A 25182-nucleotide genomic window follows, 5' to 3' on the forward strand; every position below is an offset into this window, starting at 1 on the left:
CATTTTTTTGAGGTTTATCTTTAAACTCTAAGTATAAAGTTAATTTCTTTGTACGTAGGTGCTTGTGCCATGTCATCTGACAGTATAACTTTCTATAAAGTCATAACCACCCGTGAAAACGGGTGGCTTGTACATCGGCTATAAGCCGTTTCCCTCCAGCGACGTCTAAAGACGTTCGCTGAACTTCGTTCAGGTTAATGCTATGATTACTTGACTAATGCCCGTAAAAACGGGCTTTTATCTTGTTCTAAAACTACCATCTGAGAACGGATCCTCGTACTTTTTGACACTTAACTTATCCAGAGCAATGTCATTTTTCTCTTGCTCGCGAATATATTTGGCAACTGTCTTTTCATTGAGGCCGACGGTACTTACATAGTACCCTCTCGCCCAAAACTTTCGATTACCATACTTATATTTTAAGTTGGCATGTTTATCAAATATCATCAAAGCACTCTTGCTTTTCAAATATCCCATGAAATCGGAAATCGAAAGTTTTGGAGGAATCAAAACAAGCATGTGAACATGATCTGGCATCATATGTCCCTCAATAATTTCCACACCTTTGTATTGACATAGATGACGAAAAATCTCAATGAGGTCTCGTCTTATTTTGTAGTAAATGGTTTTTCTGCGGTACTTGGGGGTAAAGATGATATGATATTTGCACATCCATTTGGTATGTGATAAACTGTAACTGGTTTTAGCCATTTCTTTTTCCTCCTTTGTCTTACCTGAACAAGTAGATTATACCAGGAAAAAGAAATGAAAGCTCAAAGCCTTGGCAGCCACCAGCTAAGCTGGTGGTTTTCTTGTTTTTCTCTGCGAGAAAAACTGGCTTGAAGCCAAAATCAAAAACTTGATGCTCGAACCTGTTCTAATAAAACAGATTGAGAGTCATCAAGTTTGTTCATTATAAAATCGTATTGTCTTGAAAATCTTTTAAATGATTTTTCAAATCTTTAAGCATAGCTCTTCTTCCTTTAAAGCGCTCGTTGCTCATTAACCTCTGATAATTATCCAATCCAACATCATCTAGAGTTCTTTTATAATTGTCAATCGCTTCTCTGAAGGCAACTAACTCATCTAGAAACAGCTCTTTTGATTTTAGTCGATGTCCAATCTCACTCACTTCTTCATAAGGCTGGCGGTCCAATTTGCGTTTTTGGCTTTCTTGTTTACGAATTTTATCATGTATATGATTTCTGAATTTTGTTTTGAAATAACGATAGAGTTTTTCCTCATCGTTTTCAATTCCTTTTTCTTTAAGCAGAAGTTCGTATAAAACTAACATTCCTTCTTGCTCCCAATCGCTATGTTCCCACAAGTGTATATAATAATCTTTCTTACACTTCCAAACTATCCATTTTACCTTCTCATAAGTAGCTCTAAAATCCATGGTTCCTCCTTAAAATTTACTTGACTTAATTCTACTGTAAATAGAAAGTAAGGTGGGCTCTTTCTTCTAAAAAGCATCTTTCAGGAGCTCTTCTGACTCTAATAATTGTTTTTAAGTCATTTCAGGCACATATTTAGTCATTTGGGAGGATTGTGCGAAGTATAAAAGGCAAGAAAAAAATCAAATGCTTACACATTTGATTTTTTAAACCTAGCTCCGCCAGTAGGACTCGAACCTACGACATCATGATTAACAGTCATGCGCTACTACCAACTGAGCTATGGCGGATTATATAGTCCGTACGGGATTCGAACCCGTGTTACCGCCGTGAAAAGGCGGTGTCTTAACCCCTTGACCAACGGACCATTTCTTGTCCTTCTGCAGAACATATTCCATTATATCAGCTTTTCTTCCTTTGTCAATAATTATTTCAGAAAAAGAGAAAAAAGTTGGAGTTTCTCCAACTTCTTCTACTCGGAACTTTTTTCTTCCATTTTCGTTTTAATTTCATCATAAGAAAGTGCATGAGCTTCTTTGTCTAATTCAAGTTCAGACTCTTCTGGCATTTTACCAGTTTCATACAATGATTTAATCTGATTGCTATCCAAAGTTTCATATTTAAGAAGCGCTTCAGCAATCAATTTATGAGTTTCGCGATGAGACTGGATAATCTCTGCAGCTTTGTTACGAGCTTCATTGAGAAGTTCTCTTACTTCTTCGTCAATCTCATATGCAGTCTGTTCTGATATTGATTTTTGAGGACTGGCTGCACCAAACATGGCATGGTTTCCTTCATATTGAACTGGACCAAGTTTTTCACTCATTCCATATTCTGTTACCATACTGCGGGCCATCTGAGTTGCCTGTTCAAAGTCATTAGAAGCACCCGTTGTCTGAACATTAAAGATAATCTCTTCAGCTACACGACCACCCATAAGACCAGCTAATTGCTCTTTCATATCTTCTTTAGATAGAAGCATTTGGTCTTCCTTAGGCAGGGCAATCATATAACCACCAGCGCGTCCACGAGGTACGATGGTTACCTTATGTACGACACGCGCATTTGACAATACCAAACCAACAATAGTATGTCCGGCTTCATGATAAGCAACCATTTGACGATCACGTTCAGACACCATCTTATCTTTCTTAGAAGGTCCTGCGATTACTCTGTCTTCTGCTTCATCAATATCATCAGCATCAATAACTTTCTTGTTACGACGAGCAGCAACCAAAGCTGCTTCATTCAAAACATTTTCCAAATCAGCACCAACAAAACCTGGTGTCTGCTGAGCAACTAGTTTCAAATCAACATTTTTAGCCAGCGGCTTATTCTTAGCATGAACACGAAGAATAGCTTCCCGACCTTTAACATCAGGACGGCCGACCAAGACTTTTCTGTCAAAACGGCCAGCACGCAGCAAGGCTGGATCCAATACATCTGAACGGTTAGTAGCCGCAATGATAATGATTCCTTCATTGCCTTCGAAACCATCCATTTCAATCAAGAGCTGATTAAGGGTTTGCTCACGCTCATCGTTACCACCGCCAAGTCCAACTCCACGCTGACGACCGACTGCATCGATTTCATCAATGAAGATAATGGCAGGGGCTGCTTTTTTCGCATCCTCAAACAAAGAACGGACACGGCTTGCTCCGACCCCAACAAACATTTCTACAAAATCAGAACCTGAGATACTGAAGAAAGGAACTCCTGCTTCTCCAGCAACAGCCTTGGCAAGCAAGGTTTTACCAGTTCCTGGAGGGCCTTCTAGAAGGACACCGGCAGGAATACGAGCACCTAACTTGGTGTAGCGTTTCCGATCTTTCAAAAACTCAACGACTTCTACAAGTTCTTGTTTTTCTTCCTCGGCACCAGCTACATCCGAGAAACGAACCTTAATATCTTCTTTGTTAGCAGCACGCGCCTTATTGCGGCCGAAATTCATGGCACCGCGAGCACCACCGCCGCCACCTTGATTCATCATGGACATAAAGAAGAAGATGACAATCACAAAAGGAACGATGGAAGTGAGGATTGTAATCCACATTCCGCTTGAACTTTCGCGCTTTATGCTGATTTCAGTGTTATGCTCAGAAGCTAATTTTTGTAAATCAGAAATTGTAATATCTGACGGTAAAATAATACTTGTAAATCTCTCTACTTTAGAAATGTTTGGAGTGAAAAATAAAATCCCTGTATCTTCTTTCGATTCCTGAGGTGTTTTGTAAGTACCTGAAATCTCAACGACGCTGCCATTTGGCTGGTAGCTCATCTCTGTGACATTATTTTCCTTAATTTCCTTCACTAATTCTGTGTAATTGATTTGCTGACTGCGACCGCCAGTATCTCCTGAAAAGAAATACTGAAATCCTGTCACTAGGACAACAATAATCAGAATATAGAGAAATGGATTTTTTATAAAACCATTATTTTGCTTATTTTTCATCTATTAATAGTAAACCTTTATTTTGTATAAACTTCTTCTTTCAAAATACCAATATATGGAATATTACGATAGTTCTCATTGTAATCTAATCCATATCCAACAACAAATTCATTTGGAATTGTGAAACATGTATAATCTGCATCGATTTCAACAACACGGCCTTCTGGCTTATCCAAAAGTGTAGCAATTTTTACTGATGCAGCATTTCTTTCCTTAAACAAATTGCACAGATTTTTCAAAGTCTGACCAGTATCAATAATATCCTCAACAAATAGGATATCACGTCCTGTGATGTCTTGATCAATGTCCTTAATAACATTAATGACACCTGAGCTAGCAGTACCACCATGGTAGCTAGAAACCAACATAAAATCAAGCTCAATATGTGTATCAATATGCTTGATTAACTCAGCCATAAAAGGCACAGAACCTTTTAAAATTCCAACAAAAATTGGATTCTTACCTTGGTAGTCTTTGGTTAATTGCTGACCAAGCTTTTTTGCAGCATCCACGATTTCATCATGGGAAATCAATATTTTTTTGATATCTTGTTCTAGCATAATTTTACCCATCTATTTTCTGAATATAAAGTACAGTACCCATTATATCACTTTTTAATGCCTTACTCAAATCACTGATAGCAATATCTAAGATTGCTAAAATTTGATGATTTTGTTCAACTACTACAGATGAATTCCGTTCTTCAAAAGAAACCTTCTTATCAATAAAAAGACGACGAAGTTTCTTGTGATGATCATTCAGCAAAATACTGTCTCCCTCTTTTCGGAAACGGAGTGTCAGCGAAGTTTCACGCGAAACAAAAATTTTCTGGATATTTTCACCACTCAAAGGAATCCCGAATGAAAATCGATAATGCCCAAACTCAATCAGATTCTCAAATTCTAACAAAATTGAATCCATTTTTAAATCGGGCTTACGACTGATTTTTTTAATTTCAAAACGCTGGTAATCTTTAACAAGCTCATAGTCTTTTTTCAAAGTGTGCTGATAATTGGTCTTAGTCCGCAGGATGTTTAAAACCTCCTCAAACTGCTGCTTGCTCAGATTCAGACCAGGAAAGTTTTCGAGATAGTTCTGCAATAGAAAACGTTGAACCTGGGGGATTTGCTGATGAAAGACTTGGATATTTTCTATATCTAAATCCCTGGTCAAGTGAGACAAAGCGATCTGCCAATCTTCAATTTCCTTTCCTAGATACCGCAAAGAATCCTTAAATTGTGGATTTTCTTTTTCTAGATCCGGCAGATAAAGATTGCGAATTCGATTTCTGAGATAGTCATTTTGAAAATTACTGCTATCTTCAAAATGCTGAATATATGGAAAATCTGACTTATGAAAAGTAAGCAAAGGACGAATCAGCTCCCCGCAAGCAAAAGACTGGACAGCTTTCATGCCGGACAGATGACGAAGTCTAGCTCCACGCAGCAGCCGCATAAAAACAGTCTCAGCTTGGTCATCTGCGTGGTGGGCAGTTACCAAAGCTGTATAGTGCCCCTCCTGCATCACTTTCCCGAAAAAATCATAACGGAACTGCCGAGCAGCATTTTCTGAAAAATTACCAGAAAAACTTGATGTAAAAATCTTTACACCAAGCTGTTCCGCAATCTTTACTAATGCCTTTTCTTCTTGATCTGACTCTGGCCGCTGTTTGTGATTGACATGAACAATCGCAAGCTCGATAGCCAGTTCTTTTTGATAATCAACCAACAGCTGCAGCAGCGTCATAGAATCCAGTCCACCTGATACAGCAACCAAAACTTTTCGATGGTCTTGGAAATACTTTTTCTCCTGCATTTTTTTAAGAAATTCTTGCTTAATCATTTCAGGACTCCATAGACATCGTCTGCTATCTGGGAAATGTTATCATAGTTTGAATTATTAGTAAAAATGACAATGATAAAAGGGGAATCTGCATAGACAATCGCAGCATCATGCTTGAAATCATAGGCGTCGCCAATTTTATGAGCTACTTTAGCATCAATATTTTTAGAAATCCGTTGATTATCATAATTTGTCTGAGACAAGGCATCGATAATCATACCATTTTGCTCATAGATCGCTTCCAAAACATTTCCAGTCATACGTGAAGATGCTTGTCTTTCTTCCACATCCCATTTCTTTCCAGCTATTTTGTTGATAGTTTGCTGAAAATGTTTATCAGATTGATTGGTCGCATAATAGCCTAAAATATTGTGAGCGACATTATCCGATTCTTTGGCCACTCGATTTATCAAATCCTGAACTGAATATTCCTTGTCATCAGCTGACTTAGCAATGCTACCACTTCCTTCTGGTTCGTAAGCACCTGCAAAATCATTGACTGCTCCAATATACTTGAACTTCTGATCTAACGAAAGTTTTTTCTGATCCAGCTGTTCCTGCACATAGTAAAGATAAGGCAGTTTTGTCACACTGGCCGAATACATCTCTTGATCTTGATTGATACCTGCTTCTTTGCCAGTGTCCAGCTGTTTGACATAGATAGAGTAGTCCGCCTTGTTATACTTACTGCTCAGAATTTCTTGAACCTTGTCTATTCGATTATCAGTCTCATCCAGAAATTCCATAGAAACCCAGCCCTGTCCTTCAATCTGGCCATAAGTTCCTTTGACAGTCTGGACAATTTGAACAATGTTTACTTTTGTATATGGAGCTAATGTTGTATTGATTTTTTTAGCTCCGTTGATATTGGCTTTATCATAGAGAATGAAGCCAGGTTTCAGCCACATTTCCTGATGAACATCTTCGATTGACTGGACAGTATCTTCGTAAATTGTATTTTTGTCTGCTATCACAAACTGACTGTTTTTCAGCTTGAAAATCGGGACTCCTTCTTCATTTACATAAAATCCTGTTATCTGAATTGGCTGGTCTGGAACTAGCTTTCCAGCAGTCTTACTCAGAGTAGAATCTGTAAATGTAGGAGTTTCTTCATAAGCATTAGGATTTGTCGGGATGCTGTCATAATAGCGTCCATACGTAGTGCTTGTAAAATGATATTTTTCTTCCTCATCTAATACGAAATCTTTTTCGGTACTAATAACTGTGATACTGCTAAATAAAGCTGGCAGCAAAAATATCAGTAACAAAAACTTACGCATGTTTTCCCCTTTCCTCTTGATTTTCTTGAAGTTTCAAAGCTTGATTTTTTTCAGCCAGTTCTTCTAATTTTTCATCAGAAAATTCCAAAAACTGCTCAATTGTTTTTAATAAATCTTCCATAACTACTGTGGTAATAAATCTGGGATAGTATAAATATACTCACCCTCTTTTGAAAAAGAGTATTTAGCGCGTGCATACTTAGCCGCATAGCTATCATCTTTTAATTTGGCTGCTATATCAGATTGATAGACCTTTTCTTCACTGAGCGTCTGATATTTCTCCTGGAGTTTAGCATACTGTTCACGACGCTGCAGCAAGGTTTGATAACTCTGGTACAAATTATAAGTAGGTAGAATAAATAAGAGGATAACCAAAATCAGAACCCAGCCCATAAAACGGTTGCGTTTCCGCCGTTCCTGATCCACATATCTGCGGCGTTGATTTTCATCTTGAATAAAACGATTATTGAGTTGGACGATATTTTTAGGCATCTTCTTCTATCCTTGTTTCGCTAACAATTTCGTACATTTTAGCTGCATCTTCTTTTTTAGTACTATCTTTCATCTCTAAAACCTTTACAGTCAAGAGTTTATTACCAAAGCGTACTTCAACCAAGTCATCCACTTTCAAATCTGTTGAGCTCTTGGCCAAGATACCATTCACCTTTATCCGACCCTTGTCAGCTACTTCTTTAGCCACTGGACGTCGCTTGATAATCCGTGACACTTTCAAATATTTATCTAATCTCATCCTATTACCTCATTTTCTCTTAATTTATTATTCTACCATTTTTTGAGAAAAATAGAGCTTAAAAAGCCAAACTTCACTGAATTGTAATCTTTATTCTGCCTTGCGCTGTTTAATTTCTAGCATCTTTTCTCCAAAATTAACCAGACTTTCTAAAATCTCATAATCTTTTTTGTTCTTCACATCAAAAATCACTTCAATCAAGCCATTTTTTTCGCCAATTCGAGCCTTTAAATTCGTCATCGAAAGTGCTTCAAAATAGTCCTGCGTCAGATAAAGCTGCTGCGAAATTTTCTCAAAATGAATAATTACTGCATTCTGCTGGCGTTCCACTGACTTTACAAATGCCTGATCTAAATAAGACTTAGCAAGTCCAATATCCAACAGATAGGCTACAACATCAGGGTATTCCCCAAAGCGGTCAATCAATTCATCCTGTAGATTTTCATAGTTTACGCGGCTGTCAATCTCACGAATTCTCTTGTAAATTTCAATCTTCTGTCTTTCATCAGAAATATAGTCACTAGGCAGATAGGCATCAATCTGCAGATTAAGTTCTGCATTGCTTTTTTGACGCTTGTTTTCTCTGCCCTGCTTTTTAGCAATAGCTTCTTCTAAAAGTTGTGAATACATTTCAAAACCAACAGAATCAATAAAGCCAGATTGCATACTTCCTAGGATATTGCCAGCACCCCGAATAGACAAATCTCGCATGGCAATCTTAAATCCAGAACCTAACTCTGTAAATCCTTTAATAGCCTCTAGACGCTTTTCAGAAACTTCTGTCAGAATTTTATCTGGTCTGTACATTAGATAAGCGTAGGCAATCCGATTGCTGCGGCCAACCCGTCCACGAAGTTGATACAAGGTTGACAGCCCCATATGGTCAGCATTTTCTACAAACAAAGTATTGGCATTTGGGATATCAACTCCAGTTTCAATAATGGTAGTGGTCACCAAAATATCGTATTCTCCATTGATGAAATCCAGTAAAGTATTTTCTAAACGAATCTCACTCATTTGGCCATGAACATAGCCTATAGAAGCTTCTGGGATTAACTCTCTTAACTCTGAAACTTTCTGTTCAATTGTGTCAACCTTATTGTAAAGGTAGTAAACCTGTCCACCTCGGTCTATTTCACGTAAGACAGCTTCTCGAATCACTGTAGGATTACTTTCTAAAACATAGGTCTGAACAGGATAGCGATTGGTTGGCGGGGTCTCAATGACTGATAAATCGCGAATCCCTAGCATAGACATATGAAGAGTTCGAGGAATAGGAGTTGCTGTCAAGGTTAGGACATCAACTTTCTTTTTCAATTCCTTTAATGTTTCCTTGTGCTTAACTCCAAAACGCTGCTCTTCATCAATGATGATTAAACCTAAATCTGCAAATTCTACATCTTTGGATAAGAGTCGGTGGGTTCCAATGATAATGTCAACTTGTCCCTTCTGCAGCTTCTCCAGAGTCTGTTTTTGTTCTACCTTACTCCTGAAACGGCTGAGTACCTCAACATTGACCGCGAAATCATTGAATCGCTCTTTAAAGTTAGTATAGTGCTGCTGGGCTAAAACTGTTGTTGGCACTAATACGGCTACTTGTTTATGATCGTTGACAGCCTTAAAAGCAGCCCGCATAGCTACTTCTGTTTTCCCAAAGCCTACATCACCAACTAAGAGGCGGTCCATCGGACGGCTGCTTTCCATATCCTTCTTCACTTCCTGAATACTTCTTAGCTGGTCCTCTGTTTCAACATAAGGAAAATCATTATCAAATTCCTCTTGATTGGAATCATCCGCTGAGAAAGCAAAGCCTTTTAGCTGGCTGCGTTCAGCATATAGTTTAATCAAATCATCCGCAATATCCTGAACCTGATGCTGAACTTTTTGCTTACTCTTCTGGAAACGACCATCATTTAGCTTATTTACTTTAGGTGTTTTTCCATCGCTAGCAACATACTTTGATAGGAGATCAATCTGGTCAACTGGAATCGAAATACGATCAGAATTTTGATATTGAATCGTCAGATAATCACGGTGGACACCAGATATTTCAATCGTTTCTATCCCCAGATAACGTCCTATCCCGTGAATATTATGGACAACATAATCCCCTTTTTCTAGCTCATTATAATCTTTCAGTCGTTCAGCATTGGAGATATTCTGACGCCGGATTTTTCTTTTTATTTTCTTGTGAATAATTTCGTACTCTGTAATAAGAACAATTTTCTCATCTACGAAATTAAATCCTTGGACAAGATTTCCTTCAATAAGCTGAACTGAATTTTTGTGAATATCAGCCTCTTTTATATAGTCTAAATGAATATCATATTCCTGTAAATTTTTATGTAAACTTTGTAAACCAGCCGAAGAATTTGCTTGTAATATTATTGTATAGCCAGATTTTTTATAACGATTAATTTCTTCCTTGAGCAAGAGAAACTGACTGAAAAATTCTTGCATTGGATACTGATTGAATTGATACAAAGCATCAAATTTCAAATTTCCCAAACCTTTTTGAAAGCTTGAAAAGAAGGTTGCTGGTTTATATTGACGATAATCTTGGTACTTATCTGCAAAATATTTCTGACTTGATAAAGCTTTACAATTTTGTAAATCATCTGTCAATAATTCAGCTGTTTCCAGTTCAAATTGAGCATGTCGATCCACAATTTTTTGAAAATCATCAAAAAATACAGGACTATGAACAGGCAAATAGTCTAAAATAGTCCATTCTTTCTGATAAAAATAAGAAAGGAATTTACGAATATCTGCATGTTGAAACTCCTCTTTGGCACTGATTAGTAACTCTTCTAAGTAAGATTTCAAAGCAGGATCAACAGCTTTTTCTAAAATTACTTCAAGATTTTCTCGTCCTCTAGCATAATCTTTCTCAGAAAGCAGGATATCAGAAGCAGGTTTAATCAAAATACTTTCTATGTTCTCAATTGAAGTTTGATTTTCTGGATTGAAAATCCGAATACCGTCAATTTCATCTCCAAAAAACTCCAGTCGATAAGGGAACTCTGCTGAGCGCTCAAAAATGTCTAAGATATCTCCTCTTAGACTAAATTCTCCCTGACTTAAAACTTGAGATACCCTCTTGTATCCTGATCTTGACAATATCTTTACAAGATTATTTAGATCATATTCTTGTCCAACTTTCAAATTTATGTTGCTTGTTTTAAAATCAATGGGATCAGGCAAGAGTAATTTGCTAGCTGCGACATTAGTAACTAGAATTCCAGACTTTTGATGGTCTATTAAAAAGTTTAGAGCATCTAATCTCGAAAATATTTTTTCCTGTGATGCAAAAACAAATTCTGCTATAGGAGTATCATCTGCTAAGAAAGTATAGACCTTGTCTTCTCCCAACAAAGAAATCAAATCACTAGCCAAACGATCTGCTTCATTTTGACTAGAAGTCAGCACAAGGATTTTATCCGATTCTTCTAATCCAGCCGCTATAGTAATCGCTTTTGTTGATGCAGACAATCCCATTATCAACTGTCTGCTGCTTTTATGGAGATTTTTCTTCCAATCTGAAATTTGCTGGTTTTGACAAAATAAGTCAATCAGGTTCATTTTATTATCCATTGTATTTCTGCATTGTTTGTTCAAAATTGTCTGACTGTAAGTAATAATTTACAGCATTGTCAACCTTATCAAGAGTATTCAGAATCATTATATAATCATCTTTATCAAATTTTCCTAGAACGTGGTGGACCACTGTCATGCCTTCTTTTGGACGGCCGATACCTATCTTTATCCGTTTAAATTCTTGACTTCCAATGTGTTTGATAATAGATTTGATGCCGTTATGGCCACCAGCTGAACCTTTGCTACGTAAACGAATCTTACCAACTTCCAGATCTAAATCATCATAGATGACCAATAAATCCTCTATATCTAAACCATAGTATGCCAGTAAAGCTTGAACAGCCTTTCCGCTCTCATTCATAAATGTAGTTGGTTTTACAAAATAGACTTTTTCACCATTCAGAAAAGTAGAGGCAATATCTGCTTGAAAGATTTTATCAGTTGTAAATTTTAAATCAAGATCTTTACAGATCTTGTCAACTAACATAAAACCAACATTATGTTTGGTTTCAATATATTTTTCTCCTGGATTTCCCAGACCGACTATTAACTTTACCATTTTTCTCCTTTATAAAAGCCAAAAGGGCTGGAAAAAATTTCCAACCTAGAATTTTTAGACTTTACAAATACTTTACACATTAAATCTAAATTCCATAATATCGCCATCTTGAACGATATATTCTTTTCCTTCTTCGCGCAAACGTCCAGCCTCTTTAACTGCTTTTTCGCTGCCATAGTGCACTAGGTCATCATAAGACATAGTGACTGCTCGAATAAAGCCTTTTTCAAAGTCTGAGTGAATAATGCCAGCTGCTTGCGGAGCTTTCATTCCACGCTTAAAGGTCCAAGCACGCACTTCCTTTTCACCAGCTGTAAAGTAGGTTCCAAGTCCCAACAGATGATAAGCTGCTCTGGTCAGTTTATCCACACCTGATTCTGTCAAGCCGATAGCTTCCAGAAATTCTGACTTATCTTCATCGTCCAATTCAGAAATTTCTTCCTCTGCACGCGCTGAAATGACAACAACCTCAGCATTTTCTGTAGCTGCAAATTTACGAATCTGCTTCACATAGTCAATATTATCTGGATCAGCCACCTCATCTTCACTGACATTGGCCACATAGAGAACTGGCTTAGTCGTTAAGAGAAAGAGCCCTTTGACAATTTTTTGCTCTTCTTCTGTGAATTCAATTGTACGAGCTGACAGACCATCTTCCAGGACAGGCTTAATTTTCTGTAAAACATTAAATTCTGCCACTGAATCCTTATCTTTTTGGGTACGAGCCATCTTCTCTACACGCGCATAACGTTTGTTAATACTTTCTAAGTCTGCTAAAATCAATTCTAGATTAATGGTCTCAATATCTGCCATTGGATCTACAAATTCAGACTCGCGGCCCTGTTCCCGCATGACATTTTCATCATCAAAGGCACGTACTACATGGACGATCGCATCTACTTCACGGATATTGGCCAAAAATTTATTCCCTAGCCCTTCTCCTTTTGAAGCACCTTTCACAATTCCAGCAATGTCAATAAATTCGAAGGTTGTTGGAACTTTCTTTTGTGGTTTGATGAGTTCTGTTAATTTATCCAAACGTGCATCCGGAACTTCTACCCGACCGACATTTGGATCAATTGTCGCAAAAGGGTAATTAGCTGCTTCTGCACCTGCCTTTGTAATTGCATTAAATAAAGTTGACTTACCAACATTGGGTAAACCAACGATTCCTGCTGTCAAAGCCATTCTTATCTTCTCCATTCATCTTTTCAATCCAAACCATTATACCATAAATCTTTATCCTAAACAGCGGATTTGAGTTATTTTTCTAGCTTTCTTTACAGAAATGTAAAATAAATTGAAGAAAAAAATGGTATAATATAGCTAATATTCTTATTAAAGGAGTCCCTAATGAAAAAGAATACTTTCAAAACACTTTTTCTTTCTTTCCTTGCGGTTTCCGCTTTGTTTGTTTTAGCTGCCTGCAGCAGTCCTAAAAAAGCTTATTTCCAGTTGATTGACCAAAATACTAAACAAGATAGTCGCATCACTGTTGAATACAAAGGTGATGAGATGCTTAAAAACGAAACAAACAATACATTCTACTATAAACCAGTTGGCTTGACAAAAGACACTGCTAAAGAGCAAACAGAAGCCTATGCTAAATCTATTGAGGGTATCAAAGGATTAACTCATAAAATTGAGTACAAAGATGATTATTTAACTGAAAAACTGACAATCGATTTTAGCAAAGCTGATATTGAAGAACTACAAAGTAAACAGCTTCTTCAAACATCTGGTAATCAAAAAGCAGATTATATCAGTTACAAAGAAACTGCTAAATTACTCGAAAAAGCAGGTTATAAAGAAGTTAAAGACGGTAAATTTGAAGATCTTAAATAAAAGTAAAATGGATAGGACTTTTTAAGTCCTATCCATTTTTGATTTAAAAATAAGAAAATAAAATCTAAATCTGATCTTCAGCAATGCAAATCAGTTTTCCACAATAGCATTTACAATGAGTTTTCGTCTAATCAATTATTTTCTTCATTTTTCTTTCAAAATCGTGACGACTCATCATCACAAGATGTTCACAATTGGTGCAACGGATTTTGATATCTGCACCAACCCTTGTGATTTCCCAGCGATTCGCCTTTTTCCCAGTCGCTTTTATGGTGCAGGCATGGGGCTTTTTCATTTCTACAAAATGACCAATTTCATACATTTTCTTTCTCCTTTCAAGGAACTATCATAGTCCAGGAAGAAATATTAAGCATCTATCATACTTTGTAAATGAAAAGAGCTTAGGATCAAGAATTAAAAATCTGTAACTTGGCCCACTGCTTTTCATCTTAATTAGTTCTGACAGGTGTAATCAGCTGAATAAAGTTTTCTGTGTCTTCACTCGGTACCAAGGTGAACGGGCGGACAGATGAGATAAAGCTAATCGTTACTTTTTCACTGTCAATAGCCTTCAAAGCATCAATCAAATAAGTTGGATTGAAGCTAATGGTCAAATCTTCCCCAGTGACACTTTCTGTATCAATTTCTTCGTTAACACGGCCGACCTCTGGTGAATTTACATGGGCACTGACAATGCCGCCTGCAATCTCCAGTTTAACTGTTCCATTCTGTGTCGCATTAGACAAGAGACGAGCGCGTTCCATAGCTGCACGCAAATCAGATGTATTAAAAGTAAGGACACTTGTAAATTCAGTCGGAATCAAACGATCTGTATCTGGATAATTTCCTTCTAATAGGCGGGTGTAGAAGCTGATATTTTCGCTTCTGAAAAGAATTTGATTGTTAGCAAAGAAAACCTCTACCGTTTCAATTTCATCGGTAAAAACAGCCGTAAATTCCCGTAAAGAGCGACTTGGAATAACTACGTCGAAATTATCTCCGTTTTTCTCCAGAGTAATTTTCTTTTGACTCATTCTGTGGGAGTCTGTCGCAACAGTCTTCAAAGAACGGTTATCTGTCAAAACAAAGTGAACACCAGTTAAAATTGGACGGCTTTCCTGAACACTAGCTGCAAAAGCTGTTTCGTTAATAACATCTTTAAGAATTTTTGTTTCAAGAACCAAGGGATTGCTGGCAGAAATTTCCTGGATTCGTGGATACTGGTCAGCGTCTTTTCCTTTCAGAGTAATCTCTGATTTGCCGCTAGTCAAAACGATTTGTTTTTGTTCAATTTCTTTAAAATCCAAAATAATATCTGGCAGGCTGGAAACAACATTAATAAAGAAAGTCGCTTCTAATAAAATTGAACCTGTTGAGTTGACAAGCAAGCCTGCATTTTCATTTTGAGTAGAAATAAAGTTTTCAATCGACACTTGGCCATTCGAGCCAATTAAAGTGATTCCTTCTTTGGTAACATCAATTTTCACAGTAGAAAGAATAGGAATTGCATTTTTATGACTGATAGCCCTTTTAGTGGTATTTAACGCTTGTAAGAAGAGATTTTTATTAATAGAAAAATGAATCATAGGATCTCCTTTTTATTTATGATTATAAGATTAATAGTAATAGTAGTTTATGTGAATTCTGTGGAAAAATAGCTTGGTCCTTATTCTAACAAGTTTTGAGACTTGTTCACAAAGTGTGGATAAGTTTTGAAAAAATTCTGTAGTTTTCCACACGCTATTTAATTTTATTTTTGATGCTTTCAATTTCTAAACGCAAATTGTCGTCTGATTCAATCATGGTTTTGATTTTTCCATGTGCATGGATAACGGTCGTATGATCTTTTCCGCCAAATTCACGACCAATTTTAGGCAGACTGTTGTCAGTCAGCTCACGAGTCAGATACATAGCTACCTGTCTAGCTAAAACAATATTTTGTACTCGACGGCTTCCTTTCATCTCTTTGACACTAACACCATAGAATTTCCCAACTTCAGACTGAATCTTATCAATCGGGATAACTGTCACCTGGCTTGAATCCTGCTTGCGTGCTCGAATGGCCTCTGCAGCGATATCAATAGTGATTTCCTTCAGATGACGAACTCTAGCGATGAGACTGATGTCATTCAAAGCACCTTCCAAGTCGCGGACATTGGAGTCGAACTGTCCCGCAAGATATTCCAAGGTATCATTCGGGAAAATATAATCCAAGTCTTCAATTTTGTTTCGCAGAATTGCAATTCGTGTTTCAAAATCTGGCGGTGTAATATTCTGAGTTAATCCCCATTTGAAACGTGTTACCAAGCGTTCTTCCAAATTGTCCAAATGATCAGGACTGCGGTCGCTGGTTAAAACAATCTGTTTATTTTCACCATGAAGAGCATTGAAAGTGTTGAAAAATTCTTCCTGAGTTGAAACTTTTTTTCCTCCCAAAGATTGAATGTCATCAATCAGCAGAAGATCCAGACTACGATAGATTTTTTTAAAGCTATCCATCTCTCCCAATCTTAAATGTTCGAGGAAGTCGTTAATAAAGGTTTCAGCCGGTATATACTTGACACGCGCATCTGGAATATTTTCTAAAATTTGATTGCCAATAGCATTTAATAAATGAGTTTTGCCCAGGCCAGGTCCTCCGTAGATAAAAAGAGGATTATAGGTTGTGGCCAGATTCTCAGATACCGCTAAGGCAGCAGCTTTAGCCCAGATATTTCCGTCTCCCTGAACAAAATTATCAAAGGTATATTTTGACTTTAAGCCAGTATCAATAGGTGGCAAGCTTGGCTGAACAGTGCTGATTTGAGGACTGGTTACTACAGATTTCGGAGTTTCAGTGTTAGTTGCTTCTTCAAAAATATATTTTCCAGCAATCTGATCATTAAAAATCTCAAATCCTGCAGTAAGAATAACTCCTACTAAGTTTTGCTCCCAAAATAGTTGTTTTACTGGACTATCCAGGAAAATAACAGCTTGTTTTTCTTCAACTTTGACAAGCTTGGCTTCAGCAACAAAGAAATCATAAGTTGTCTGTTTTAGCTGAGCATGAGCTAATTCTAAAATACGATTCCAAAAGTCCTGTTCTTTGGTCATAACTTCCCTCCTTTTCTATAAATTTCTGATTCATACGCATCTTATTTTATCATAAAGGTTCAAAGTTTTCCACAAGAACTGGAAAAGAATTCACATTGTTAGCCGAAGTTATCCACAGAATGTGAATAAAGTGAAAATTTCTTATTTTAATAGGCTTCCTAATTGATTTAACAGTGGATAATCTTGTTATTTTTAAAAAAGAAAATAACAGTTTTATTTAAAACTGTTTATAATTCTTTGATATTCTTCTTCGCTTTCAAAAGGAATAATCAGCTTTCCTTTACTCTGGCTTTTTAACTGAATAGAAACTTTCAGACCGAGAATTTTTTTAATTTTTTCCTCTTCAGATTTAGCAAACAGTTCCTTATTAGGTTTCTTTTTGAGACTCTTTTTTTGCTGGAGAAGCTTTTCAACTGCTCGAACCGATAAATCTTCTCGACAGATTTTTTCCAGCCATAGTAACTGTTCTTCTTCTTTTAAGGGGACCAGTAGGCGAGCATGTCCTTGAGAAATCTCTTCTTCCTTAATAGCTTGACGAACTTCTTTAGCCAGCTGTAAAAGTCTGACAATATTGCTAATATAGGGTCTAGATTTTCCCATGATTTTAGCAATTTCATCATGTGTCAAGCCTTTGTCAATCAAATTTTGATAAGACTCAGCCTCTTCTATAGGATTCAAGTCTTCTCTTTGAAGATTTTCGATAATAGCCTGTTTCAGCATTTCATCATCAGATAATTCTTTGACGACAGCAGGGATCGTTTCTAGGCCAAGAAAAGAGGCAGCTCTAAATCTCCGTTCTCCTGCTAAAATTTCATAACCAAAAAGTGAAGATTTCCGAAGAATGATTGGCTGAATGAGACCATTTTCTTTGATTGATGACGCCAATTCCTCAATCTTTTTTTGTGAGAACTCTTTACGAGGCTGATAAGGGTTGGTTCGAATATCTTTAAGTGCAATATATTGAAAGTTTTCCATTTGTATATAGAATAACACACCTTTACGATTGTGTAAAGGTGTGTTGACAATCTTGTAAATAGATTAATTTGAGCTTAGCTCTTTTGTTGATTTAGTGAGTTTGATTTTGACTGTTTGAGATTTACCGTCTCGATAATAAGTAATCTCTACCTCATCTCCAATATTATGCTTGTAGAGAGCAGATTGTAAGTCACTAGTGGATTCCACATCTGTGTTATCTACTTTTGTAATGACATCATTTTTTTGAAGCTTGCCATCAGCAGGCATCCCTTGCTGAACAGAGCGAACAAGAATACCTGATTTCACTGAAGCAGGAAGATTTAATTTAGAAAAATCAGAAGTTGTCAGATTAGATAAATCCATCATTTGAATTCCTAAAGCAGGACGTGTGACTGTTCCATTTTTCTCAAGTTGATTGATAATATTTACGACATCATTAGATGGAATCGCAAATCCCATCCCTTCAACAGAGGTTTGACCATTTGTTGAAATTTTACTTGAAGTAATCCCAATAACTTGTCCTTGGATGTTAATCAATGGGCCGCCAGAGTTACCAGGATTAATTGCAGCATCTGTTTGTAGTGCAGTTGTTGAAATATTTTCTCCATTTTCAGATTGTAAGGTAACGTTTCTGCCTAAACTAGAAATAATTCCTTGTGTGACAGAGTTAGCGTATTCTGTTCCAAGAGGACTTCCGATAGCGATAGCTGTTTCACCAACTGTCAGAGAACCAGAATCTCCAAATTCTGCGACATCAGTTACTTTTTCAGAGCTAATTTTAACAACAGAGATATCTGAATAAACATCTGATCCAACTACTTCACCTGGAACCTTGTTTCCATCAGCTAACAAGATATCTACATTGGTTGATCCGTTCAGAACGTGGGTGTTGGTTACCAGATAGGCTGATTTTCCGTCTTTTTTATAAATTACGCCAGAACCTTCACTGGAGATTTGTGATTCATCGTTGGAAGATTCATCATTGATAACGCTGCTGGAAGCTTCAGCATAAGTAATTACTGAAACAACGGCATTTTGAACCTTTTTCACAGCTTCTGAAATGTCAGTAGAGTTTTTATATGAAGTAGTTACACTGGTTGTTGAATTTCCATTCATTTTTACACGTGAAGTTAATAATGTAGTAACATAATTTCCTAAACTTCCACCGATAAAACCTATAATTAACACTGCAAAAAGCAATAAAGCCCTTTTGATGGCATTTGAAGAGTTTTTCATGTTTTCCTCCTTGAATTACAATTGATGAAATTATATTTAGACAAACTTAATTATAACTTAAATCCTCTAAGTTTTCCACACCTTGTGGAAAACTTAGAAAAAGTGTTGATAGGCATTAGAAAATACACAGATTAGCTGATTCCCAGATAAATTTTACTTGTTAATAAAGTGTGAAGTATAGATGAATATGATAGAATAAACTTATGAAAATAAAACTTGTAACAGTTGGAAAACTGAAAGAAAAATATTTAAAGGATGGAATTGCTGAATACGTGAAGCGTCTCAATCGATTCTGCAAGGTGGAAATGATTGAGCTAGCGGATGAAAAAACACCTGATAAAGCTAGTGATTTAGAAAATCAGCAGATTCTTGAAAAAGAAGGAAATAAAATTCTGGCTAAAATCAATGAGCGTGAATTTGTTATTGCTTTGGCAATTGAAGGAAAGCAATTTCCGTCAGAAAAGTTTAGTCAGGTCATGATGGATGCGACAGTGCGTGGCTTTTCTGATATCACTTTTGTTATCGGAGGAAGTTTAGGTCTGTCTCCTGCAGTAAAAAAACGAGCAAATCTTCTCATGAGTTTTGGAAAATTAACTCTACCCCATCAACTGATGCGCCTTGTTTTAATAGAGCAGATTTACCGAGCTTTTATGATTCAGCAGGGCAGTCCTTATCATAAGTAATCTTGACGGCAACCCTATTTTCTGATAGAATAAGATGGTATTGGTCTCATAGCTCAGCTGGATAGAGCATTCGCCTTCTAAGCGAACGGTCGCAGGTTCAAATCCTGCTGAGATCAGAAAGGTAAAAAAATGCGAAGTATTTTACAATATTTCGTGTTTTTTCTTCTATTTTTTTTGGTATAATGTCATTTTGGGGATAAAAAATGACATTTCAGGGAAAATTGTCACTAACTCTTTCTATTTTTCTATAATGATAAATGTAAGGTGACTTACAAGAAAAAAAGATAGGAGATAGTTATGAAAATCTATTCTTTTCAAATTGCTGCAAATAGCAATTCACTTGTTCAAATCTTTTGGGATTTAAGAGGTGTTCCAAATCCATGGGATTGGATTTTTGGAAGATAAGAATTTTAAAAGTTTAGGGGAGAAATTTATGTCACTTGAAATAATCGGATTAATTGTTCATCCTTTTATTAATGTAGCTGCATTTTTAGTGATTTTATCAAAAATCACTAAAATTAAGCATCCTTGTTTTTTTGTAGCTGTTTGCTTTGGTCTTGAGATTATAATTCCGTTTATAATTGCTTTTTTAGGGCATGTGTTTTCATTTGAAATCTCATTTCCATCTTATACGCTGTCATTTTTTCTCCCTCTATTTATAGTTTGGTATTTTTGTAGAGTTGAAAAAATTAAAAAATATCAATCTTTCTTACTTTCCTTCTTTTTATGTTTGTCAATTGATAGCTCTACTACTTTCTTTTCAGTTATTATTTCATCTGTTTTAGGAGATGATTTTGTAGCTCAGTACATGGGTTTGTTTCTGACATGTATCAACTTAATATCCTTGTTCTTTATGGTAAAGGTTATTGATATTTTTGATTTCAGAATAGATTATCTTAAAAGAAGTTTCTTTAAATCTCAGATTCTGATGATTAGTAGTTTATATGCAATGAATTGGCTGATTTTAAACCTCTCTCACTGGATTAGTAATATAAAGCATTTCAACAGTTTTAGCAGTATGATTGCTACTATTTGTTTCTTGGCCTTTCTTTCTACCTTGGTGACATTCAAGGACAGCCGTGAGAAATACGAGAAAGAAGAGCGTTTGCGTCAAAAAGAATCTGAACAGCTTCGACTTCAGGAATATACTGATGAAATTGTGAGATTGTACTATGAAATTAAAGGATTTCGTCATGATTATGCTAGCATGCTGACAAGTATGCAAGTGGCTATTCAAACTGGAGATATCAAGGAAATTGAGCATATTTATCAAGAGGTCTTGGCTGATGCAAATTTGAACCTGCGTTCAGATAAATATACAGTTTTTGATTTGAATAATGTGGGAGATTCAGCTTTAAGGAGTGTCATGACTGAGACAATCTTTCAAGCGCGTGAACATCAGATTCAGCTGACTTTTGAAGTTAAGGATAAAGTGGAACGTCTTCCAATCAAGTTGTTAGATCTGGTGAGAATTGCTAGTATTTTATTAAATAATGCTATTGAGAGTGCCATTGACAGTCTGGAAAAAAATGTCCATGTTTCTCTGGTTCAACTGGATGATAGAACCATTTTTGTTGTTCAAAATTCTCGTAAAGAAGGAAAATTGGATTTGGAAGAACTCTATCAGCCGGAATTTTCAACTAAAGGAGAAAATAGAGGCTATGGATTGAATAACATCAAGGAAATTTTAGATAGGTATGAATTTATCACTCTTGATACACAAATTGAGCCAAGAAATTTTACACAGATTTTAACAATTAGGAGATAGAATTCATGAAAGTGTTAGTTTTAGAGGATACCGTATCTCATCAAGTCAGGATGGAAACGACATTAGCAGAAATTGCTGAGGAACTTGGAATTGACATCCAGGTTCAGGTTACAGGAAAAATCAAAGAATTCAAAAAATATATTGAAAATGGAGACGTTAACCAGCTTTATTTTTTGGATATTGACATTAAGGGGGAGGAAACAAAAGGGCTGGAAGTATCCCAATTTATCCGTCATCATAATCCTTATGCCATTATAGTTTTTGTAACCTCAAAATCTGAATTTGCTACTATGACTTTTAAATATAAAGTATCAGCACTTGATTTTATCGATAAAGATATCAACAATGATGCTTTTAAAAATAGAATCAAAGACAGTATTCTTTACACTAAGAGTACACTAATTGAAAATACCAATATGGTAGATTATTTTGAATATAGTTATCGTGGCAATGATGTTCGAATGCCTTATAACGATATTTTGTATATCGAAACGACAGGGAGCTCTCATAAACTTCGGATTGTTGGTAAAAATTTTCTCAAGGAGTTTTATGGAACGATAACAGATATTCAAGCAAAAGATCAGCAATCTAAACGATTTTTTTCACCACATAAATCTTATCTAGTTAATATTGGCAACATTGTTGATTATGACAAGAAAAATCGAGAAATTATTTTTTACGAAAATCATCGCTGTCCGGTCACTCGTTTAAGAGTGAAATATCTGAAAGATATTTTCGAAAATAAAGGGAAAAGAGTTGACAAAGCTTAAAAACCTGATATAATGGAATATGTTCTGAAAGAGAGCATACCATATGGTCCGTTGGTCAAGGGGTTAAGACACCGCCTTTTCACGGCGGTAACACGGGTTCGAATCCCGTACGGACTATATTATCCGGCATAGCTCAGTTGGTAGTAGCGCATGACTGTTAATCATGATGTCGTAGGTTCGAGTCCTACTGCCGGAGCTAGAGACACTCCTAGTGGGTGTTTTTTTTATTGTTCAAGAAAAGGCCTTCACTAGCATTTTAATGAAGAGCCTTATTTTTTATATTGGTAAAGATCTGATTTTTGATATATTTATATTCTCTGTCGTTTCCTACGTAGAAAATTATAGTAAACAAATAAGATTATGCCAGATATAAAGGCAATGCCACCTTCTTTCAGTCCATTAGGAATGAAAGTGAGGACAACATTTCCTTCTCCTTTTTTCACATCTAATTTCATAAAGCCATTTTGAGCTCGTTTTAGTGTGACAGGCTTCCCGTTAAGAGTGGCTGACCATCCCTTATCATAAGGAATGGTAAAGAATAATGAAGTATCCCTTTCCGCTCTATAGTTTGTTTTTACTGTGTTTAAATCAGTAGTTGTGGAAACGGGCTGCTCTTTTAATTTTTGAATGACATTTTGATATTGCTCAGTATTAACGACAAAAAATTCTGGCGTATCAAATGAAACTGTTGAATTGTCTGGGAATGTAAAGCGAATAGATACTGTTTGACTTTGACTGAAATGGCCAGCATTAAAGAAAGGAAAAACATTATTAGTTGTATAACGTTCTGTAAAGTTATTGACAGTAATGTCAACATCTGTCTGATCATCATTACTAAAATCAATCCCAGCTACATTGACATATAGTTGGCTGTTAGCAGGTACATTGACAGTATAGATTACACTAGCAAAGCTTGTATTATGCTCTCTGTCAACATCCACAGTCACTCTGTTACCAATTTGCTTGACATTTTCATTAGTAGTTATAGCATCTACTTTATCATAATATTTAAAATCAAAGCCAGTCAATTGATTCAAAAATTCTGTCTGATTATCTAAAGTCAAGTTTGTAAACTTTACATCATGGTAAATATCATTGGTCAGAAAAGCTAAACCAAGTGCAGCATCATTTTGGTAGAGGGACATTTCTTTTTCAGTTTTCTCAGGAAGAAAACCAAATTTTTGAGGATCTGTTTCAGATAGATTGTAGCGAACACCAAAAATACTGTCCATTAAAATACTGTTGTTTTGATAACGGAGATTCAGATTTGTTCCTGCTGATTTAAAACCAAGTTTATCTAAAGTAGAACTTGCCTGAGTATTTCGAACAGATGAGAACTGGGAAATTCCATTGTAGTTGAATTTCATACTGTCATTTCCCGTTTGTGGATTCAATCTTTCAGTTCTAAAAAAGTCAATATTTTCCTTTTTGGAATAATTGACAAGCTTGTCAATCTCGTCAAGGTGGCTAGCATAAGATGAACGAGTGGCAAATACCCATTCTTTAGCAATTCCTCCAACTTGATAGTAGGAATTAAGTGACAATTCAAAAGTAACAAAGAAGAGCAAGACAGGGAGAATGATTTTTGGTTGAATAGAAGATTTTGCTAAGACAAAACTAATCAAGAGATAAGCCAGCAGAAATTCTAATGTTAGAATATAATTCTCAGGACCTAAAAAGTCATAATGTTTTCTCTGAATAAAAGTAAGAATGAATCCAAGGCTGAGCAAAATGAAACTAATGGCAACATTTATTAATTTCACGTCTTTCCAACGATTTAAAGTCTCAGCAGCCATATAGATAACTACCAGAGAAAATAGCCAAGAATAACGGTGAAGAAACATGTTCGGTGCATGCATTCCCTGCCAAAGTAAGTCTAAATATTGAAGATAAAAACTAGCTATGAAAATTGAAATGAGTAAAAAGTAGCAAAGTTTCACGTGAAACTTAACAGATTTTAAGGTGAAAAATAAGATAGCCAGAATCAAGGGGAAGGTGCCGACATAAATCATAGGGATGGAACCATACTTGGTTGTATCAAAACTGCCAATAAAATTTTTAGCAAATACATCTAAGAACCAACTTTTTTCTGTCAACAAAGAAGAAACTTTTGTTAATGTTTCACCATGAGTGCTTATGTCTAGGTAAGTTGGCAGGATCATGATTAGGCTAGTCAGACCTGCTAAAGCAGATACGACTGTAAAGTCAAGTAAACTTTTAATTCTATTTTTGAAATCCCAAGATAATTGAAGAAGGTACCAAAAGACCAAAAAGATCGCCATCATATAACCAAAATAATAATTTTGGATGAAGAGGATTGACAGTGTTGTAAAGTATAGTACTCTGCCTTTTCCAGTTATCAATCTATGTAAACCTAGCACAATCAAAGGTGCAAGGATAAACACATCCAACCAGGTTTTAATTTCCAATTGACTGACCGAAAAACTCATTAAAGAAAATGAAGTTGAAAGAGTGATGATGAGTAAAGCTGGAATCTTTTTGAATATTCCTTTGATACTGATAAAGGTAGAGAGTCCAATTAATCCAAACTTGATTAAGGTAAATAGATAGACGGCATCTGGCATTGATTTCAAATCAAAGAAATAAACCAAGGGAGATAAGAAGCTACCTAAATAATAACTGGATAAAGCATAGAAATTCTGCCCAAGTCCACTAGAGAAAGTATAGAAAATACTATCTGTGCCATGAAGGATATTTCTTAGGTTGGTGTCAAAAATGACATACTGATGAAAGCCGTCACCAAGCAAGGGAGACGTTTCGCTATTCCAGTAAATTCCGTACATCAAGTAGACAAAGAACATGATGAAAAATGGAAGAAAGAAGGCACAAAAATAAGGCCAATTTTTTTTAAAATATTCTTTAATGTGATTCATATTTCTTATATAGAAAGAGGCAGAAACGTTGTTTCATGCC

The 25182-nt window shown here is 36.0% G+C and carries 23 protein-coding genes and 5 tRNA genes; 8 read left to right on the top strand and 20 right to left on the bottom strand.

Annotated elements, in window-relative coordinates:
* Window positions 1-237: 237 nt before the first annotated feature.
* From tnpA to ychF, 14 genes are all read right to left on the bottom strand, one after another.
* Window positions 238-711, bottom strand: a complete 474-nt coding sequence (gene tnpA, locus RG608_RS07215; protein ID WP_268687101.1) for an IS200/IS605 family transposase — start codon at window positions 709-711, stop codon at window positions 238-240.
* Between the two features lie 202 nt (window positions 712-913).
* Window positions 914-1399 carry a sigma-70 family RNA polymerase sigma factor gene (locus tag RG608_RS07220; RefSeq protein ID WP_002928633.1) on the bottom strand — a complete coding sequence of 162 codons (486 nt, stop codon included), beginning with the start codon at window positions 1397-1399 and terminating at the stop codon, window positions 914-916.
* Window positions 1400-1613: 214 nt separating this feature from the next.
* Window positions 1614-1687, bottom strand: a tRNA-Asn gene (locus RG608_RS07225).
* Between the two features lie 5 nt (window positions 1688-1692).
* Window positions 1693-1764 (bottom strand) — tRNA-Glu (locus RG608_RS07230).
* A gap of 105 nt (window positions 1765-1869) precedes the next feature.
* Window positions 1870-3849 carry an ATP-dependent zinc metalloprotease FtsH gene (gene ftsH / locus RG608_RS07235; protein ID WP_268687102.1) on the bottom strand — a complete coding sequence of 660 codons (1980 nt, stop codon included), beginning with the start codon at window positions 3847-3849 and terminating at the stop codon, window positions 1870-1872.
* 17 nt (window positions 3850-3866) lie between these two features.
* Entirely contained in the window at window positions 3867-4409 is a 543-nt protein-coding gene (gene hpt, locus RG608_RS07240) for a hypoxanthine phosphoribosyltransferase (RefSeq protein ID WP_032908267.1), read from the bottom strand.
* 4 nt (window positions 4410-4413) lie between these two features.
* A complete protein-coding gene (gene tilS / locus RG608_RS07245) occupies window positions 4414-5691 on the bottom strand; it encodes a tRNA lysidine(34) synthetase TilS (RefSeq protein WP_268687103.1) in 1278 nt (425 codons plus the stop codon).
* Window positions 5688-6971: a serine hydrolase gene (locus RG608_RS07250; protein ID WP_268687104.1), complete on the bottom strand. Its 1284-nt coding sequence runs from the start codon at window positions 6969-6971 to the stop codon at window positions 5688-5690. Before RG608_RS07250 ends, tilS begins: the two co-directional genes overlap by 4 nt.
* On the bottom strand, window positions 6964-7092 hold the full coding sequence (locus tag RG608_RS07255; protein WP_004190478.1) for an SP_0009 family protein: 129 nt from the start codon (window positions 7090-7092) through the stop codon (window positions 6964-6966). The genes RG608_RS07250 and RG608_RS07255 overlap by 8 nt, the downstream gene beginning before the upstream one ends.
* Window positions 7093-7094: 2 nt before the next feature.
* On the bottom strand, window positions 7095-7463 hold the full coding sequence (locus RG608_RS07260) for a septum formation initiator family protein (RefSeq protein ID WP_004190475.1): 369 nt from the start codon (window positions 7461-7463) through the stop codon (window positions 7095-7097).
* Entirely contained in the window at window positions 7456-7722 is a 267-nt protein-coding gene (locus tag RG608_RS07265; RefSeq protein ID WP_002894302.1) for an RNA-binding S4 domain-containing protein, read from the bottom strand. The genes RG608_RS07260 and RG608_RS07265 overlap by 8 nt, the downstream gene beginning before the upstream one ends.
* Window positions 7723-7812: 90 nt before the next feature.
* On the bottom strand, window positions 7813-11316 hold the full coding sequence (mfd, locus tag RG608_RS07270; RefSeq protein WP_268687105.1) for a transcription-repair coupling factor: 3504 nt from the start codon (window positions 11314-11316) through the stop codon (window positions 7813-7815).
* Complete coding sequence (gene pth, locus RG608_RS07275; RefSeq protein WP_268687106.1) at window positions 11309-11878, bottom strand: aminoacyl-tRNA hydrolase; 570 nt, start codon at window positions 11876-11878, stop codon at window positions 11309-11311. The genes mfd and pth overlap by 8 nt, the downstream gene beginning before the upstream one ends.
* A gap of 72 nt (window positions 11879-11950) precedes the next feature.
* Entirely contained in the window at window positions 11951-13066 is a 1116-nt protein-coding gene (gene ychF / locus RG608_RS07280) for a redox-regulated ATPase YchF (RefSeq protein WP_268687107.1), read from the bottom strand.
* Between the two features lie 165 nt (window positions 13067-13231).
* Here ychF and RG608_RS07285 point away from each other — a divergent pair, with 165 nt between their 5' ends.
* Complete coding sequence (locus RG608_RS07285; RefSeq protein WP_268687108.1) at window positions 13232-13723, top strand: DUF1307 domain-containing protein; 492 nt, start codon at window positions 13232-13234, stop codon at window positions 13721-13723.
* Window positions 13724-13850: 127 nt separating this feature from the next.
* Here RG608_RS07285 and RG608_RS07290 read toward each other — a convergent pair whose 3' ends face one another.
* The 5 genes from RG608_RS07290 to RG608_RS07310 all read right to left on the bottom strand — a co-directional run bounded on the left by RG608_RS07290 (window position 13851) and on the right by RG608_RS07310 (window position 19027).
* Window positions 13851-14045, bottom strand: a complete 195-nt coding sequence (locus RG608_RS07290; protein ID WP_002894296.1) for a DUF951 domain-containing protein — start codon at window positions 14043-14045, stop codon at window positions 13851-13853.
* A gap of 127 nt (window positions 14046-14172) precedes the next feature.
* Window positions 14173-15309 carry a DNA polymerase III subunit beta gene (gene dnaN / locus RG608_RS07295; protein ID WP_002908362.1) on the bottom strand — a complete coding sequence of 379 codons (1137 nt, stop codon included), beginning with the start codon at window positions 15307-15309 and terminating at the stop codon, window positions 14173-14175.
* A gap of 154 nt (window positions 15310-15463) precedes the next feature.
* Window positions 15464-16816, bottom strand: coding sequence for a chromosomal replication initiator protein DnaA (gene dnaA / locus RG608_RS07300; RefSeq protein ID WP_268687109.1), 1353 nt, complete (start codon window positions 16814-16816; stop codon window positions 15464-15466).
* 213 nt (window positions 16817-17029) lie between these two features.
* Window positions 17030-17791 carry a ParB/RepB/Spo0J family partition protein gene (locus tag RG608_RS07305; protein ID WP_268687110.1) on the bottom strand — a complete coding sequence of 254 codons (762 nt, stop codon included), beginning with the start codon at window positions 17789-17791 and terminating at the stop codon, window positions 17030-17032.
* Between the two features lie 63 nt (window positions 17792-17854).
* A complete protein-coding gene (locus RG608_RS07310) occupies window positions 17855-19027 on the bottom strand; it encodes a S1C family serine protease (RefSeq protein ID WP_268687111.1) in 1173 nt (390 codons plus the stop codon).
* A gap of 203 nt (window positions 19028-19230) precedes the next feature.
* On the opposite strand from RG608_RS07310, the gene rlmH reads away from it, so the two are divergent.
* From rlmH to RG608_RS07345, 7 genes are all read left to right on the top strand, one after another.
* A complete protein-coding gene (gene rlmH, locus RG608_RS07315; protein ID WP_268687112.1) occupies window positions 19231-19710 on the top strand; it encodes a 23S rRNA (pseudouridine(1915)-N(3))-methyltransferase RlmH in 480 nt (159 codons plus the stop codon).
* A 42-nt stretch (window positions 19711-19752) separates the two neighbouring features.
* Window positions 19753-19826, top strand: a tRNA-Arg gene (locus tag RG608_RS07320).
* 181 nt (window positions 19827-20007) lie between these two features.
* Window positions 20008-20115, top strand: a complete 108-nt coding sequence (locus tag RG608_RS07325) for a competence protein (protein WP_126436088.1) — start codon at window positions 20008-20010, stop codon at window positions 20113-20115.
* Window positions 20116-20143: 28 nt separating this feature from the next.
* Window positions 20144-21478, top strand: coding sequence for a competence system sensor histidine kinase ComD (comD, locus tag RG608_RS07330; protein ID WP_268687113.1), 1335 nt, complete (start codon window positions 20144-20146; stop codon window positions 21476-21478).
* A 5-nt stretch (window positions 21479-21483) separates the two neighbouring features.
* Complete coding sequence (gene comE / locus RG608_RS07335; protein ID WP_308946784.1) at window positions 21484-22248, top strand: competence system response regulator transcription factor ComE; 765 nt, start codon at window positions 21484-21486, stop codon at window positions 22246-22248.
* Between the two features lie 45 nt (window positions 22249-22293).
* Window positions 22294-22365: transfer RNA gene (locus RG608_RS07340), tRNA-Glu, on the top strand.
* A gap of 5 nt (window positions 22366-22370) precedes the next feature.
* A tRNA-Asn gene (locus RG608_RS07345) sits at window positions 22371-22444 on the top strand.
* 112 nt (window positions 22445-22556) lie between these two features.
* On the opposite strand, the gene RG608_RS07350 is transcribed toward RG608_RS07345, so the two are convergent.
* Window positions 22557-25142, bottom strand: a complete 2586-nt coding sequence (locus RG608_RS07350; RefSeq protein ID WP_268687115.1) for a YfhO family protein — start codon at window positions 25140-25142, stop codon at window positions 22557-22559.
* Window positions 25143-25182: the final 40 nt, after the last annotated feature.

The sequence above is a fragment of the Streptococcus sp. IsoGale022 genome (genome assembly GCF_031142805.1).
Classification (GTDB): Bacteria; Bacillota; Bacilli; order Lactobacillales; family Streptococcaceae; genus Streptococcus; species Streptococcus sanguinis_A.

Coding starts and splice junctions, on each gene's coding strand:
- RG608_RS07250 (WP_268687104.1), bottom strand. CDS start 6,971: ATGCGTAAGTTTTTGTTACTGATATTTTTGCTGCCAGCTTTATTTAGC.
- dnaA (WP_268687109.1), bottom strand. CDS start 16,816: ATGACCAAAGAACAGGACTTTTGGAATCGTATTTTAGAATTAGCTCAT.
- RG608_RS07325 (WP_126436088.1), top strand. CDS start 20,008: ATGAAAATCTATTCTTTTCAAATTGCTGCAAATAGCAATTCACTTGTT.
- RG608_RS07220 (WP_002928633.1), bottom strand. CDS start 1,399: ATGGATTTTAGAGCTACTTATGAGAAGGTAAAATGGATAGTTTGGAAG.
- mfd (WP_268687105.1), bottom strand. CDS start 11,316: ATGGATAATAAAATGAACCTGATTGACTTATTTTGTCAAAACCAGCAA.
- RG608_RS07260 (WP_004190475.1), bottom strand. CDS start 7,463: ATGCCTAAAAATATCGTCCAACTCAATAATCGTTTTATTCAAGATGAA.
- RG608_RS07255 (WP_004190478.1), bottom strand. CDS start 7,092: ATGGAAGATTTATTAAAAACAATTGAGCAGTTTTTGGAATTTTCTGAT.
- RG608_RS07350 (WP_268687115.1), bottom strand. CDS start 25,142: ATGAATCACATTAAAGAATATTTTAAAAAAAATTGGCCTTATTTTTGT.
- tnpA (WP_268687101.1), bottom strand. CDS start 711: ATGGCTAAAACCAGTTACAGTTTATCACATACCAAATGGATGTGCAAA.
- ychF (WP_268687107.1), bottom strand. CDS start 13,066: ATGGCTTTGACAGCAGGAATCGTTGGTTTACCCAATGTTGGTAAGTCA.
- pth (WP_268687106.1), bottom strand. CDS start 11,878: ATGGTAAAGTTAATAGTCGGTCTGGGAAATCCAGGAGAAAAATATATT.
- rlmH (WP_268687112.1), top strand. CDS start 19,231: ATGAAAATAAAACTTGTAACAGTTGGAAAACTGAAAGAAAAATATTTA.
- RG608_RS07285 (WP_268687108.1), top strand. CDS start 13,232: ATGAAAAAGAATACTTTCAAAACACTTTTTCTTTCTTTCCTTGCGGTT.
- comD (WP_268687113.1), top strand. CDS start 20,144: ATGTCACTTGAAATAATCGGATTAATTGTTCATCCTTTTATTAATGTA.
- dnaN (WP_002908362.1), bottom strand. CDS start 15,309: ATGATTCATTTTTCTATTAATAAAAATCTCTTCTTACAAGCGTTAAAT.
- hpt (WP_032908267.1), bottom strand. CDS start 4,409: ATGCTAGAACAAGATATCAAAAAAATATTGATTTCCCATGATGAAATC.
- ftsH (WP_268687102.1), bottom strand. CDS start 3,849: ATGAAAAATAAGCAAAATAATGGTTTTATAAAAAATCCATTTCTCTAT.
- RG608_RS07305 (WP_268687110.1), bottom strand. CDS start 17,791: ATGGAAAACTTTCAATATATTGCACTTAAAGATATTCGAACCAACCCT.
- RG608_RS07265 (WP_002894302.1), bottom strand. CDS start 7,722: ATGAGATTAGATAAATATTTGAAAGTGTCACGGATTATCAAGCGACGT.
- comE (WP_308946784.1), top strand. CDS start 21,484: ATGAAAGTGTTAGTTTTAGAGGATACCGTATCTCATCAAGTCAGGATG.
- RG608_RS07310 (WP_268687111.1), bottom strand. CDS start 19,027: ATGAAAAACTCTTCAAATGCCATCAAAAGGGCTTTATTGCTTTTTGCA.
- RG608_RS07290 (WP_002894296.1), bottom strand. CDS start 14,045: ATGTATGAAATTGGTCATTTTGTAGAAATGAAAAAGCCCCATGCCTGC.
- tilS (WP_268687103.1), bottom strand. CDS start 5,691: ATGATTAAGCAAGAATTTCTTAAAAAAATGCAGGAGAAAAAGTATTTC.